General features: G+C 54.7%; 12 protein-coding genes and 2 tRNA genes. 9 read left to right on the top strand and 5 right to left on the bottom strand.

Annotated features, from left to right (window positions below):
• Positions 1-114: 114 nt before the first annotated feature.
• The 3 genes from OZX72_RS07855 (at position 115) to OZX72_RS07845 (ending at position 1,723) form a co-directional block, all read left to right on the top strand.
• Positions 115-735: a GNAT family N-acetyltransferase gene (locus tag OZX72_RS07855; protein WP_277158146.1), complete on the top strand. Its 621-nt coding sequence runs from the start codon at positions 115-117 to the stop codon at positions 733-735.
• A gap of 150 nt (positions 736-885) precedes the next feature.
• Positions 886-966, top strand: a tRNA-Leu gene (locus tag OZX72_RS07850).
• Between the two features lie 334 nt (positions 967-1,300).
• Complete coding sequence (locus OZX72_RS07845; RefSeq protein ID WP_277158145.1) at positions 1,301-1,723, top strand: flavodoxin; 423 nt, start codon at positions 1,301-1,303, stop codon at positions 1,721-1,723.
• Positions 1,724-1,964: 241 nt separating this feature from the next.
• Here OZX72_RS07845 and OZX72_RS07840 read toward each other — a convergent pair whose 3' ends face one another.
• The 3 genes from OZX72_RS07840 to OZX72_RS07830 all read right to left on the bottom strand — a co-directional run bounded on the left by OZX72_RS07840 (position 1,965) and on the right by OZX72_RS07830 (position 4,850).
• Complete coding sequence (locus OZX72_RS07840; protein WP_277158144.1) at positions 1,965-3,032, bottom strand: 2,3-butanediol dehydrogenase; 1,068 nt, start codon at positions 3,030-3,032, stop codon at positions 1,965-1,967.
• Positions 3,033-3,287: 255 nt separating this feature from the next.
• Complete coding sequence (locus tag OZX72_RS07835) at positions 3,288-4,307, bottom strand: aldo/keto reductase (protein WP_277158143.1); 1,020 nt, start codon at positions 4,305-4,307, stop codon at positions 3,288-3,290.
• A gap of 60 nt (positions 4,308-4,367) precedes the next feature.
• Positions 4,368-4,850 carry a MerR family transcriptional regulator gene (locus OZX72_RS07830; RefSeq protein ID WP_277158142.1) on the bottom strand — a complete coding sequence of 161 codons (483 nt, stop codon included), beginning with the start codon at positions 4,848-4,850 and terminating at the stop codon, positions 4,368-4,370.
• A gap of 235 nt (positions 4,851-5,085) precedes the next feature.
• Here OZX72_RS07830 and OZX72_RS07825 point away from each other — a divergent pair, with 235 nt between their 5' ends.
• The 3 genes from OZX72_RS07825 to OZX72_RS07815 all read left to right on the top strand — a co-directional run bounded on the left by OZX72_RS07825 (position 5,086) and on the right by OZX72_RS07815 (position 7,808).
• Complete coding sequence (locus OZX72_RS07825; RefSeq protein ID WP_277158141.1) at positions 5,086-5,577, top strand: MarR family winged helix-turn-helix transcriptional regulator; 492 nt, start codon at positions 5,086-5,088, stop codon at positions 5,575-5,577.
• Positions 5,578-5,732: 155 nt separating this feature from the next.
• Positions 5,733-7,238 carry an MDR family MFS transporter gene (locus OZX72_RS07820; protein ID WP_277158140.1) on the top strand — a complete coding sequence of 502 codons (1,506 nt, stop codon included), beginning with the start codon at positions 5,733-5,735 and terminating at the stop codon, positions 7,236-7,238.
• A gap of 231 nt (positions 7,239-7,469) precedes the next feature.
• Entirely contained in the window at positions 7,470-7,808 is a 339-nt protein-coding gene (locus OZX72_RS07815) for a carboxymuconolactone decarboxylase family protein (protein ID WP_277158139.1), read from the top strand.
• A gap of 236 nt (positions 7,809-8,044) precedes the next feature.
• On the opposite strand, the gene gap is transcribed toward OZX72_RS07815, so the two are convergent.
• Positions 8,045-9,061, bottom strand: coding sequence for a type I glyceraldehyde-3-phosphate dehydrogenase (gap, locus tag OZX72_RS07810; RefSeq protein ID WP_277158138.1), 1,017 nt, complete (start codon positions 9,059-9,061; stop codon positions 8,045-8,047).
• 285 nt (positions 9,062-9,346) lie between these two features.
• Between gap and OZX72_RS07805 the strand changes: the two genes are divergently transcribed.
• Entirely contained in the window at positions 9,347-10,108 is a 762-nt protein-coding gene (locus OZX72_RS07805; RefSeq protein ID WP_277158137.1) for a LysR family transcriptional regulator, read from the top strand.
• A 60-nt stretch (positions 10,109-10,168) separates the two neighbouring features.
• On the opposite strand, the gene OZX72_RS07800 is transcribed toward OZX72_RS07805, so the two are convergent.
• Positions 10,169-10,241: transfer RNA gene (locus OZX72_RS07800), tRNA-Thr, on the bottom strand.
• A 280-nt stretch (positions 10,242-10,521) separates the two neighbouring features.
• Here OZX72_RS07800 and OZX72_RS07795 point away from each other — a divergent pair.
• Both OZX72_RS07795 and OZX72_RS07790 read left to right on the top strand, forming a co-directional pair.
• Entirely contained in the window at positions 10,522-11,814 is a 1,293-nt protein-coding gene (locus tag OZX72_RS07795; protein ID WP_277159413.1) for a sugar phosphate nucleotidyltransferase, read from the top strand.
• Positions 11,801-13,162, top strand: coding sequence for an acyltransferase family protein (locus tag OZX72_RS07790; RefSeq protein WP_277158136.1), 1,362 nt, complete (start codon positions 11,801-11,803; stop codon positions 13,160-13,162). Before OZX72_RS07795 ends, OZX72_RS07790 begins: the two co-directional genes overlap by 14 nt.
• Positions 13,163-13,222: the final 60 nt, after the last annotated feature.

The following is a 13,222-nucleotide window of genomic DNA, read 5'->3' as shown; positions in this document are numbered from 1 at the left end:
TTGAATTCGTTGGAATCGCAACGTTTCTTGGCTTATGGTCGGTCTGGTCCGTGTCGTTTGCAAAGTCAACGGGCATCATAGGATATGGGAAGATCGAAAGGGGTGATTGGACGAATGGCAAATTTGGCAAAACGAGATTCGCGGATTTCCGGAACGATTAGGAAGTGTGATGTTGACGATGCGGGAATGCTGCATCGGCTGAGCGTGGAGACGTACGTCGATACCTTTGACGGAACGAGCTCGGACGAGGATATGCAAAAATATCTTGCAGAGACTTATGCGGAGCCGATTCTGCGCGGAGAACTTGCGGATCCCAATTCAATGTTTTTCATCATTTCGATGCCGTCGGATGCGTCGGTTGAAGCGGAAACGCAAGATGACCAAGTTGACAATGCCAGTGTCGGTTCTGCCGACTCTAACGAAATTCCCGCAGGTTATATGAAACTGAATTTCGGCGACGCACAGATTGAGGATATGGGGCCGGGCGCGATGGAGGTTCAGCGGCTTTATATCCAGAAAGCGTTTAAGGGCTGCGGTTTGGGTACGCAACTGATGAATCTGGCATTGGATACGGCGCGCGAACGCAACCTGCATAAGGTCTGGCTTGGCGTGTGGGAGCACAATGAACCTGCCAAGCGTTTTTATGCTGGCAAGGGTTTCGTACGCGTTGGTCAGCACGCGTTCTGGCAGGGTGACGACAAACAGACCGACTACCTCATGGCACGCGAGGCGTGACGAACCCAGACTGCAACAGCAGCCGTATCGGAGTGGGCGAATTTATGAGCTAAATCAAGCCTTTGGGCCCGTCGTTGATTTTCTACGCAACTTGCTCTGTATTTCCTAGGTAGCATTGTGCGGGACGTCTGGTAAATTGAATCTCGTTACGCGCGCATGGCGGAATTGGTAGACGCGCAGGATTTAGGTTCCTGTGACTTTGTCGTGAGGGTTCGAGTCCCTTTGCGCGCACTTTTAGGCAGTGTCCGAATTCCAGTTGAAAGTGAACTCAGGTATACTCCTGACTGATGTTTCGAATATTTGGTACCGTTGCTGAGTTCGATGTAAATCATGTTAAATCCACTTGAATAATGGCAACATGAACTCAACATAGTTACTGTCAAATCCTGCTTTGTCATAACGCGACAGAAAAATGTGATATTGATTACATTATTTGCTCGACACGGTTTAGACTGTTTCTTGATGTTATTGATTTACGGATGGTCAATGATTATCAGAGAAAGGGAACTTCATGGCTGACAAAGTTTTGATAACGTATTTTTCTATTACCGGGAACACGCGCGCAGTGGCACAGAAATTGGCGAAAGTCGCCAACGCCGATCTCAAAGAGATCAAACCGGCAAAGCCGTATGTCGGCTCTGAGCTTGATTACGAGGATGAGAAAAGCCGTGTGAATGTGGAGCATGCCGCTGATGCGCGTCCGCAGATGGCGGCTCCTATCGATGCCGGCGCCTATGACGTGGTGTTCGTGGGCTATCCGCTTTGGTTCGGCGTCGCGCCTCAAATCGTACGTACGTTCCTGGAAAGCCAAGATTTCGAAGGCAAGACCATCGTGACGTTCGCCACCTCCGGCTCAAGCGTGGAAGGTGCGAACGGCGAGCATTTGCACGGTTATGCTCCCAAGGCTACGTGGAAGACGGGTCGTCGTTTCATGCCGGACGTCAGCGAAACTGTTCTGGAGCAGTGGGTCAAGGAACTTGGTTTATAGGATTTAATAGAAACTTATAGGCTGCAATCAAGTTAAGCGCAACCTGTACGGAAGATGGGCCGTTGTTTCGCAGCGAACGATAGTGACGGTATTCCGTTTAAATAAGTTGACGAACTTGATCGATAACCGAGCAAAAGAAAATGGGCCGCTACCTCAAATTAAAAGGTAGTGGCCCGATTTTGTTGGCAATGTGATCTCGGCTATAAGGCCGAGAAGTTTTTATAACCCCTTCATGGCCTCTTTAGAGCTGGACGAGGATCTTGACATGATGCTCGCCATCGTCGCGCAGTTCCTTCAGTCCCTTGTCGACCAAGTCCTCGGCCTTGATCTTGTCGGTGATGAACGGCGAGAGGTCGATGTGCTTGTCCTGCACGAGCTTGATCGAATCCGGGTGGTCGTTGCAGTAGGCCAGCGAAGTCATGATGTTCTTCTCGGTGCGGGTCAGTTCCTTGGCCACGTTGAGCTCGAGCGGGCGCACGTGGATGGCGACGATCATCACGTTGGCGCTTTCGCGGACGGCCGCGATAAGCTGATGGACCACCACTCCGGCACCTGAAGCGTCAAAGGCGACGTCAGCTCCGGCACTGCCGGTTTCGGCCTTGACGCGTTCGGCCAGATCCTCCTTGCTTGGGTCGACCACCACGTCGGCAACGCCCGTGTCCTTAGCGGTCTGCTTGCGGACCGAGGAAAGTTCAGACATGATGACTTTCAGTCCTTTGGCCTTAAGCACCGCGCCGAGCATGAGTCCGACAGGACCGGCCCCGCCGACGACTGCGGTCTGTCCGGCCTTTGCACCGCTGCGACGAACCGCATGATAGGCCACGGTGAAAGGCTCCAGCAGCGCCGCCTGATCGAGCGGAATGTCACCGACCCCGTGCACGAAGCGCGCCTCGACCACTACATGTTCGCTCATGCCGCCGCCGCGGCCGTTGATGCCGATGCCGCCGACCTTGTCGCAGGTGTTGTAATGTCCGGCCTTGCAAGAGGGGCATTTGCCGCAGGCCATCATGGATTCGATGCAGACATGGTCGCCGACCTTGAGATCGGTGTCGACGTCGTCGGCGATCTCCTCGACGGTGCCGGAGAACTCGTGGCCGAGGACGACCGGAATGCTCTCACCAGAAATCGGGTGCGGATGGCCGGGAATGTTGCCGCCCACGGATTCCGGCCCGTTATAATACATATGCAAATCCGAGCCGCAAATGCCGGTATAGGCCGGGCGCACCTTGATGGTGCCGGGCTTCAATTGCGGCTCTGGAATGTCGTCGATTTGGATATGTTCCTTGCCGTAGTATTGGACAGCCTTCATATTTGCCTCCTTGCAACAACTTAAATGGTTCTACTATTATAAATATCGTTTGTCTAGAAATATTGGAAAATAGTAACTAAAAATGATTGATTTCTCACATAAATAGAATCAATCATTGTGTAGAACGGTTGATTTCATCAATTTTGGCGAAATGTAGTTTGGTGTTAATTTGAGCTTTGACGCAAAAGCCTCGTCGCAAATACTTCAAATACTCGATATTCGCGGCGAGGCTTATGTTTTATTAATTTTATAAAATTACTTGTTTTCCGGCGGAACCGTGGTTCCTGCCAGCGGCTTTTCGCCGGGGCGAGCCAATGGGCCCACCAATTCGTGGGCGATATAGGGCTCTTCGAGGTAGTTGACCTCGTCTTCGCTCAGCTTGACGTCGAGGGCGGCTACGGCCTGATCAACGCGTTTGGGGGAGCTGCAGCCGACAATCGGGGCGGATGGACCGTGAGCCCAGTGCCAAGCCAATGCGATTTGCGACATGCTCACGCCGCGCTTTTCAGCAAGTTTGGCGACGCGGTCGACGATAGGTTGGTCGATGGTGCGGTCGCGGTCGTACTTGCTGTGCTCGACCTTGTCGGTTCTGCCGCGCAGCGTTTCCGAATCCCAGGTCTTGCGTGCGAGATGGCCGGAAGCCAACGGGCTATACGGCGTCGGAACGGCGTTGTACTGGCGGGCCACCGGGATGAGTTCGCGTTCGTCCTCGCGATAAATCAGGTTGTAATGGCATTGCAGCGTTGAAAGTTTCGTCCAACCGTTTTCCTCGGCGATGACCTGCAGATTATGATATTGATAGCCGAACATCTCGCTGGCTCCGATGGCACGAACCTTGCCGGCGCGTACGAGTTCGTCGAGCTCCTGCATGGTTTCTTCCATGGGCGTGGTGTAGTCGAAACGGTGCAGGATGTAAAGGTCAAGATAGTCGGTCTGCAGACGTTTCAGGCTGCCTTCGATTTCGCGCTTGATAGCGGCCGCGGAGGAATGTCCTTCATTAAAATAGACCTTGCTGGCGAGCACGACCTGATCGCGCGGAACGCGTAGGTTCTTTAGCGCCTGGCCGATGTATTCCTCACTGGTGCCGCGTGCGTAGCAGTTGGCGGTGTCGATGGCGTTGACGCCGAGCTCGAGCGCCCGCGCGATGACGGCTTGTGTGCCTTCCTGGTCGATGGTCCAGACGTGTTGTTCCGGGTCCGGCTTGCCAAAGGACATGCCGCCGATGAACATTGGAGAGACTTCGACTTCGGAATCTCCTAAAGTGATGCGTTCCATGATGTGCTGCTTTCTGTTAGTTGGTAATTACTTGAAGATGGTCGATTTAGTGAGATTCAGTCAGTTTATAGCTGTTTTTGAATCGGTGTTTTCGCTATCGTGCCAATGGCTGAGCTCCTTGACCTTCTGCTCGGCGCGGGCTCCCAGACTGGTAGCTTTTGCATCGTCGCCATCCGAAACCGCCTGCCAATACTGGATTTTCAGATTGACGTATTCCTCGCGCGCCATCAGGAATCGCCGCTCTTCGGTGAGTCGACGCTTTTGGTCGCGCAGCAAGTCGATTTCCGTCGGCGCGCCTTCGCGGCCGCGCTTGCGGTTGGCCATGTATTCCTTCATCTTGGCCAGTGGCATGCCGGTGGCCGAAAGGCACGAAATAATCAGCAATGCTTGAAGGTCGTCGTCCGAATAGGCGCGATGGCCGCTTTCCGGGTCGCGCGCAATCGGCGCGATGATGCCGACGTCCTCGTAATAGCGCAACGTGCTTTCCGGCAGCCCGCAATAAAGCGACGCCTCGCCAATCGAATGCCAAGTCTGAGTGTTCATGCCCCTCACTCTATTGACTTAAAGCACTTGAAGTCAAAACGGGAGGTTAGCGGTATCGCTTAACGAAAATATGGAATTAAATCTGGCTAAATCTCAATCGTACGTTAGTCAAAATGAAGCGATTTGACAGGGTGATAATGGACTTGTGCTGTCAAACGGATCTCGCAATGCATGGTAAGCGATGATTTCAAATCATTCGCAGATAAGTCAGAAGATGGGATTAGTGTAGCAAGCTATGGATAAGAGCGATGCGAAGTTCGACGCGACTGGCGCCGATAGTCTGGGGCCGCTCATCAAGGTGGCGAATACCTTGATTGAGAAGGAACTCAACAACCGTGTCGCCTCGATGTTCGAAGGTTACAGTCTCACCGGACCGCAGATTACGTTGATGGTGTACCTGCACGACGCGCACGGGCACGCCGTCACGCAGCGCGAGATTGCAGATCGATTTGTGCTAAGCCATCCCACGATTCGTGGCATCGTCAAACGGCTCGAGAGTGCGGGGCTTATCAAAACTTCGCAGCTGGAAAGTGACCGTCGGCAGATTCTGCTCGAGCTCACGCCCGAGGGGCGGCGCTTGATGGACGTGCATATTGACGATATCCATGGTGTGATGGAGCAAATCAATGCAATGATTACCGAGGGCTTGACGGGTGCCGAGCAGAAGAAATTGGTTGCTGCGCTCAAACGTATCGTTGCGAACTTTTCGGATGGGGCATCACGGTGATATTGAGTCAATTCGAACCAAACCTAGTGGCGCGTAACGTATTCAACCGCGGCGGATACCAAGGTTAGGAATTCGATACGGGTAATCAGGAAAAGTCCCACGAAGTTTATTTTTTATTCAAACTGTAGCTTGCTATAAATTAAGGAAGGTTATCAATGGTCAGCCGACAATCGGAAAAACAGAAAACCGGGCGGCAAAGCGCTTCGGATCCACAGACTGAGTCGGGGCAGGAGAACGGCGGTTTCACCACATCGATCACTTCGAAGCAGCGCGGGCTGATGATGGCGGTGCTGTTGCTCGGCTCGTTTACGGCGCTAATGGCTGAGACGTTTCTGAACAACGCGCTGCCGACTATTATGAATGCGTTTTCCGTCAGCCAAGCCACGGCGCAATGGCTCACAACCGCCTATCTGCTGGTGGTCGGTCTGATGATTCCGATGTCCGCATGGGTGTTCGAATCCTTTAATCTGCGCACCACGTTCGTGACGTTGATGGCCGTCTTCTTCGTCGGCTCAATCGTCTGCATCTTCGCGCCGAACTTCTGGGTGCTGCTCGCAGGCCGTATCATCGAGGCCATTGCCGCTGGCGGGCTGATGCCGTTCATCCAGAACGTCATTCTGATGATGTTCCCGCCCGAGAAGCGCGGCATGGCCATGGGCATCACCGGCTTGGTCATCGGCTTCGGTCCGGCGGTCGGCCCCACCATTTCCGGCCTCATCCTCAAGGTCTCCAGCTGGAAGATGCTCTTCATCATCCTTGCCATCGCCAGCGCCATCACTGCGATTCTCGCCGTGCCGCTGGTGCGCAACCTCACCTCGCCGCACCACAGCACGACTGACGTCATCTCCTTCGCCGAGTCCATTTTCGGCTTCGGCCTCATCCTCTATGCGCTGTCCGAAGTCGGCAACACTGGCCGAATTACGGTGATGCTTGCGGTGCTGTTCATCGTCGGCGTGGTCATTATGGCGCTCTTCTGCGTCCGCCAGCTCAAGCTTACCAAGCCGCTGCTCGACATCCACGTTTTCGGCAACGCCCGCTTTAACCTCTGCACCCTGTTGAGCACCATCAGCAATATCGCCATGGTCGGCATCGAACTGGTGCTTCCGCTTTACCTGCAGACCACGCGCGGCGAATCCGCGCTCACCAGCGGTTTGGTGATGATGCCAGGTGCGCTCGTCATGGTAATCTGCAACCCGATTTCCGGCACGCTCTACGACAAGCTCGGCATCAAGAAACTCTCGCTCTTCGGTTTCCTGATGCTCCTGATCGGCTCGGTGCCGATGCTCTGGTTCAGCGCCAAGACCAGTCTGTACTTGATTGGCCTGTGCTATGCCCTGCGCATGGTCGGCATCTCCTTCACGATGATGACCACGTTCACCGCAGGCATCAACCTGAGCTCCGCCCGCCTCACCGCCCACGCCAACGCCGCTTCGTCCACGGTCCGTCAGGTCGGCGGCTCGCTGGGCACTGCGCTCGCGATGCTCGTCATCTCGCTTGCCGCGACTTCTCAAGCTTCCGCCGGTAAAGCCGCAGCGCAGGCCATCGGCTACAACTGGGGCTTTATCCTCATGGTCATCTTCGCCGTCATTGGCTTGGTCGCCTCGTTCTTCCTTCCGAACGCTACTACCGAGCGCGAGGCCATCGCCGCCGAAAGTAAGTGAGCGCGAACCCAGTGAGAAAAGCACCATTTCAGCCTCGTTTTGGTGCTTTTCTCACTGGTTTGTGGTTCAACTGAGGTGAAAAGCACTATTTTGGGTCGATTTTGGTGCTTTTCTCACGGGTTCACGGCTTTACGGTGCTGAAGAGCATTGTTTTGACTTCAAGTGCTTGAAGTCTTTAGGCTTGGTGTCGACGACGATATCGTAATAGACGACAGCTGAAAGGAACTGATTATGGCTAAGAAACAGACAGCGGGACACGAGCAGCTTGGTGAGTTTGCGCCACAGTTCGCGCATCTAAACGACGACGTACTCTTTGGCGAGGTGTGGAGCCGCGAGGACGAGCTTTCGCCGCACGACCGCTCGATGATAACCATCGCCGCAATCATCGCGATGGGTGCCACCGAGCAGATGGACGCGCATTTCAACATCGGCAAGGCCAACGGCATCACCAAGGACGAGATTGCCGCCGAAATCACGCATCTCGCCTTCTATGTGGGATGGCCTAAAGCCTGGTCCGCCTTCAATCGCGCCAAAAAGGTATGGTCCGACGACGAAACGGCCGAAAAATAACGTTTGTATCTTTAAAGGTTCGTTACAATTAACTCATTGATATAAAAATCGGTGTCACGGCAAATTAAGTCGTGGCACCGATTTTTCGAATGTGAGATTAGATAAGTTCCTAATTAGATTTACGCCGCAAAATGCGGCAGGATTCATACTGATACTTGGCCGTTAATTACCGGGCTTTATTGACATAAAGATGCTGACAATCCATCCCGACACTTAAGCGTTGACTTCCGAGAGCTTTATAGCCTCACGAAGTACAGTAACGTACGTACCATGTTGCAGGTGAAGCCGTATTCGTTGTCGTACCATGCATTGATCTTCACCAGCTCGCCGTTGCCCTCTCCCAGATTGACGACCTCGGTCAAAGTCGGGTCGAAGATGGCGCCGTGGGTATCGCCGATCATGTCAGAGGAAACCAGACCGCTGTCGTCGTAGCCGAAGGAATCATTGTCGTGCGTAACCTCGCGGAACATCGCATTGATTTCCTCAGCCGTTGGCGCCTTCTCGAGCACCAGCGAAAGTTCCGTCAGCGAACCGGAACGAACTGGAACTCGGCGCGCCTGCCCTTTAAGCTTTCCGTCGAGCTCCGGGACGACCAGACCGATGGCTTTGGCGGCGCCGGTGGAATGCGGAATGACGTTCTCGGCGGCGGCGCGGTTGTTGCGTGCGTTCTTGCTCTTCGGACCGTCGGTCAGGCTCTGCGAGGCGGTGTAGGCGTGAATCGTGGTCATCGAGCCCGCGCGGATGCCGTAGTGGTCGTTCATCGGCTTGGCCAGAAGTGCGACGGATTGCGTGGTGCAGGATCCGGGGGAGATGATGCGGTCGTCGGCGGTCAGGACGTCCTGGTTGACGCCGTAGACGACAGTCGGCATGTCGCCGGCCGGTGCCGAAACGAGCACCTTGTTGACGCCGGCCCGCAAGTGCGCCGAGGATTTTTCGGTACTGGTGTAGAAACCGGTGGATTCCACCACGAGCTCGACGCCATCGTTGGCGACCCACGGAATATTCGCGGCGTCGCGTTCGGCGTAGACAGTGTAATGTTTGCCGTCCACGATGATGCCGGTCTCGTCGCTGGAGACTTCGGCCGGGAAGCGCCCCTGCACGCTGTCGTGCTGCAGCAGATAGGCGAGCATGGCCGGGTCGGTCAGGTCGTTGATGGCGACGACTTCGACCTCGTCGCTTTCCAGTTCGAAAAGCCTACGGAACGTGAGCCGGCCGATACGGCCGAATCCGTTAATACCAATCTTCACTGTCATAATGGCTCCTTGCCTTGTCTTTCGTTTTCTAACAGCTTCAAGATACGACTTCGAGTCAGTCCTGCATAGTATCTGAAATAGATATAGATATCACTAAATATGATAAGTTTTGTAAATTATGAGTAACCATAACTATTGTGTTTAAAGGGTACTTTATTTTGTATTTGCTAATAGCATATCAGTACAGCAGATACTATAAGTTGATTATCCTAGTTGACTTGATGAAAGTCAATCCATAGCGACAACGGTGCTATGGTCATCGCTGGTGCAAATAGGGGGAGTGCGATGAATCTCAACGATTTGGAGATTTTCGAGGCCATTATCGAAACCGGTTCGCTCAACAAGGCCGCAAAGGCACTCGGCTATGCGCAATCGAATATTAGTGCACGGCTCAAGTCGCTTGAGCATGAGTTCCATACGACGTTGGTGGAGCGCAGCGCGAAAGGTGTGGAGCCCACGAAGATCGGCAAGCGACTTTATCGCGCATCGCTGCGCATCACCGCCGAGCTTGATGACGTGAAACGCGAGGCGGCCGGAGCTCCGGGTGATTTGCTGATTACCGAAACCTTGCTGCACTATATGATGACTAACATGCCGTCGTTTCATCCTGAAAGCTACGGCACCATCGTCGTCCGCCGTCAAAGCGAAATCGTTCCTGAAGCGCGACGGCACCAGTATAAGTCGGTGGTGGCCTTCGTAGACTTAGACGAACTGGATAATTACCGGTTGATGAGTACCAATGTGCTGGAAGCTGCTTACCTCGCATCCGAGGACATGGTCGAAGGTATTCCGGTTGGCCGTGTGCCGCTTCTGATCAATCACGACAAGGAATGTGCCTTCCGCAAACGTTCGTTGCGCGACCATATGGCTACGCGCAATTCGCGCCGTCTGATGGAGGTCGATTCGCTTGAGACCATCGTCACCATGGTTGAGCAGGGCAAGGGCATCGCGCTGCTGCCGTCGTATCTCACCACGCAGCGCAAGTTGCGCAAAATCAGTGCGGAACCGATCCGCCTGCCCTATCGCGTATACAGCGAAGTGGAGTGATTATTGGAAATCTGGATTAAACCGAAGTTGGAATTGGTGTCGCTTGACTTGAAACTAAAGAGCCGCTTGACAGAATCGAACTGTCGACCTTCTCATTACGAGTGAGACGCTCTACCAACTGAGCTAAAGCGGCAATGCCCGGGCGGTATGCACCACTCGCGCACAAAACAATAATACTACTGGATGATTTCCGTTTTGTCCACGGGCGCGGCGTTCGGACGTGTCTCGCCGGACGGTGCTGGCTTTATGTTGCGGTTGGGCCGGTAAAATGGCGAAATCGCAGGAATCTGAATCTGCTGTCTTGTTTGCCAGGAAGAAAGGCAGTGCTAATGACAACGGGCTGCGCGACAATATTATAAGGAGCAAACAGGCTGGAAATTGCGCGAAAAGGGATGGGTAACTTGGAAAATACAATGCCGGACGTATCGACGTCACGCAAAGGTTTCGAGGATTTTTACGCCATCATCCCAGCTGGGGGCACTGGTTCGAGGCTCTGGCCGTTGAGCCGGGGAGCTAGACCGAAATTCCTCTACGATTTGATGGGCAGCGGTCGGACGCTGATTCAGTCGACGTTTGACCGGTTGGCGAGGCTAGCCGGGCCGGAACGCATCGTCGTAAGTACCGGCTGGCGGCACGTCGCGGCGGTTGAGGCGCAACTGCCGGAACTCAAGGAATCCAGCATTTTCGCAGAACCCGTTCCGCGGGATTCGACGGCGGCCATTGCGCTGGCAACAGCCATTTTGGCGCGACGTCACGGTAAACATATCGTCGTAGGGTCGTTTGCAGCTGACCATGTTATCCGTGGCAAGGATTCGTTCGCCGATGCGGTCCGTCAGGCGGTGGCGGCGGCGCGCGCCGGATACGTCACAACCATCGGCATTGCAGCTTCGCGGCCGTCCACGGCTTTTGGCTACATCCATCAAGGCCGGTCGTTGGGCAACGAAATCCCGGGGGCACCCAGCGCGTGTTTGGTGGAACGTTTCGTGGAAAAGCCCGATTCGGCGACGGCTCAGGCCTACCTTTCTACCGGCGAATATCGTTGGAACGCTGGCATGTTCGTGATGCGTGCGGACGTTTTGCTCAATCATCTGCGCGAACACAAGCCGGAAATGTATGATGCCATATCGCATATCGCTGATGCGTATATGAGTGTGGATCAAGACGAAGGTGCCGACACTGCTGGAAACGCCGAAATCGCGGCGGCGCAGTACGTCGGTCAGGAGACTTTGGACGGCACTGCGGATGCCAGCGCCGATAAGGGAACCAAGGCCGATGCCGACGATGATTCTGAGACTGACAACGACGCAATCGATGAGGCGATGGCGACCTACTGGCCGGGCATCGAGAAGATTGCGTTCGATTACGCGGTGGCCGAACCGCTGAGCGTGGCCGGCGGTGTGGCGATGGTTCCCGGCGATTTCGGCTGGGACGATATCGGCGACTTCAACTCTGTGGCGGCGCTCCTGCCCAGCACCGGCGCTCGCAATATCAAGATTTTGGGTGATAGCGACAAGGTAGTGAGCGTCGACAGCGCTGGCGACGTGGTGATGCCGCTTTCTGACCGTACCGTAGCCCTGCTTGGAGTCAACGATATGGTCGTCGCCGACACTCCCGACGCTCTGCTCATCGCCCCGCGCGCCCGCAGCCAAGAGGTCAAGGATCTGGTCGCTTACCTCGACCGCGAAGGCCGTGATGACATCCTCTAGTGTTTCCGCATTTGTGCTGAGTCATCCAGGGCGTCCGATACGTCGCCGTTCCCGTATTTTCGCCGTCGAGCTGTTGCGTCTCTTGGCCATCGTTGGTATCGCCGTATTCCATACGTTTTTGTTGACTTTCGAGCAGATCGCGGTCGCGGGACCGCACGCGCTCTCGGCAGCCATCCAATCCGGCACGTCCCCTACGTTCATCGCCATCGTCTCGTCGACCCCGCTGGCGGTGTGGCTGATTTCGATGCTCATGTTCTTGGGAGCGTGGGGCAACCACATCTTTTTCATGATTTCGGCGTTTTTCCTCGTCCCGCGCTTGGCCGAACGCTCGCATCGTAAGGGGTTTGCACGTGACGAATGGAAACCATCTGTGCTTCGCATCGCGAAAGTCCTTGCGGCAGTGGCGTTCTACGTTGTGATATTGGTGGTGGTCAACCGCTGGGTGGTGCCGATTCAAGCCGTCGGCGGCCTGCGCGAAGTCGTGCTGAGCCTCGAATTCGTCTGGCTTTATGTCTTGTTCGTATTACTTGCGCCATTCATTGCCTGGTGCATCGAGCGTTGCCGCAAAAAATGGTGCGTGGCGCTGTGGATGATCGTGCTCGTAGTGGTTTATGGCCTCAATGCCTACATAGCCGTAAGCGGACGCAATTTTTTCAATTCGCTGAGCGTTCTGGACTGGCGCAAGCAGATGAGCGCTGTCACCTATTTTGCCTCCTATATTTGCGCGGGTGCTCTGGGCTGTGCATGGAAGCGTCGGTACGGTGAACGAAATTCCTCTGCTCGTAATGACTTGCCGCTTTGGCTGACCCGCCGTTTCTGGGCCGCCGCATTGATCGCTTTGGTTGCTGTCGTCGGTTGTGTTGTCGTTTTCGCCGCGTTTGGTGGCCATTACGGCTTCCTGACCGTGCTTTCATTTAAGTCGACTTCGGCGATTTCGTTCTTGCTTGCGGTTTGCTCGTTGATGTGCGCCGCCTGCCCCGGTGCACAAGTTCGAAAGCCGGATGAAGGCATGCCGAGTCGTGATGGTAGTGCAAAAAGAACGTTCTGGGAAGGTGCGCTAGCCTTCTGCCGCCGTGCTGTCGAGGCGCTCGCTTCCGGCATTCTGGGCTTCTACATCGTGCAGGCGCTGACGTATTATGCGTGGATAGCCGTGCAGAACCATTTCGCCGCCCCCGTTATTTCTCATATTGTTAGCGCCTTTGCGGCCGGCGGCATGTCTGCTTGCGCGGGGTGGCTCATCGATTGGTTCCTGGTCGAGCTCGTCTTCTCGCTTGCTTTCGTGCTTGTAGTCTGTCTCGTCGACCGTTTCGTTCGTCAGCCCCTGTTGCGCTTGATCAAGCTGGCATAGCCGGAATAAAATTATTGTGATTGTGGATATTTATTCTGTGCCAAGCCATGATTGCGCATA

Source organism: Bifidobacterium sp. ESL0769 (genome assembly GCF_029395495.1).
In the GTDB taxonomy this organism is placed as follows: domain Bacteria; phylum Actinomycetota; class Actinomycetes; order Actinomycetales; family Bifidobacteriaceae; genus Bifidobacterium.
The sequence above is the reverse complement of the archived record's forward strand: the minus strand, read 5'-3'. Positions and strand labels throughout refer to the sequence as shown.

Bases quoted from the DNA above. Each gene is read 5' to 3' on its own strand.
- OZX72_RS07855 (WP_277158146.1), top strand. From the start codon at position 115: ATGGCAAATTTGGCAAAACGAGATTCGCGGATTTCCGGAACGATTAGG.
- OZX72_RS07840 (WP_277158144.1), bottom strand. From the start codon at position 3,032: ATGAAGGCTGTCCAATACTACGGCAAGGAACATATCCAAATCGACGAC.
- OZX72_RS07835 (WP_277158143.1), bottom strand. From the start codon at position 4,307: ATGGAACGCATCACTTTAGGAGATTCCGAAGTCGAAGTCTCTCCAATG.
- OZX72_RS07830 (WP_277158142.1), bottom strand. From the start codon at position 4,850: ATGAACACTCAGACTTGGCATTCGATTGGCGAGGCGTCGCTTTATTGC.
- OZX72_RS07825 (WP_277158141.1), top strand. From the start codon at position 5,086: ATGGATAAGAGCGATGCGAAGTTCGACGCGACTGGCGCCGATAGTCTG.
- OZX72_RS07820 (WP_277158140.1), top strand. From the start codon at position 5,733: ATGGTCAGCCGACAATCGGAAAAACAGAAAACCGGGCGGCAAAGCGCT.
- OZX72_RS07815 (WP_277158139.1), top strand. From the start codon at position 7,470: ATGGCTAAGAAACAGACAGCGGGACACGAGCAGCTTGGTGAGTTTGCG.
- gap (WP_277158138.1), bottom strand. From the start codon at position 9,061: ATGACAGTGAAGATTGGTATTAACGGATTCGGCCGTATCGGCCGGCTC.
- OZX72_RS07805 (WP_277158137.1), top strand. From the start codon at position 9,347: ATGAATCTCAACGATTTGGAGATTTTCGAGGCCATTATCGAAACCGGT.
- OZX72_RS07795 (WP_277159413.1), top strand. From the start codon at position 10,522: ATGCCGGACGTATCGACGTCACGCAAAGGTTTCGAGGATTTTTACGCC.
- OZX72_RS07790 (WP_277158136.1), top strand. From the start codon at position 11,801: ATGACATCCTCTAGTGTTTCCGCATTTGTGCTGAGTCATCCAGGGCGT.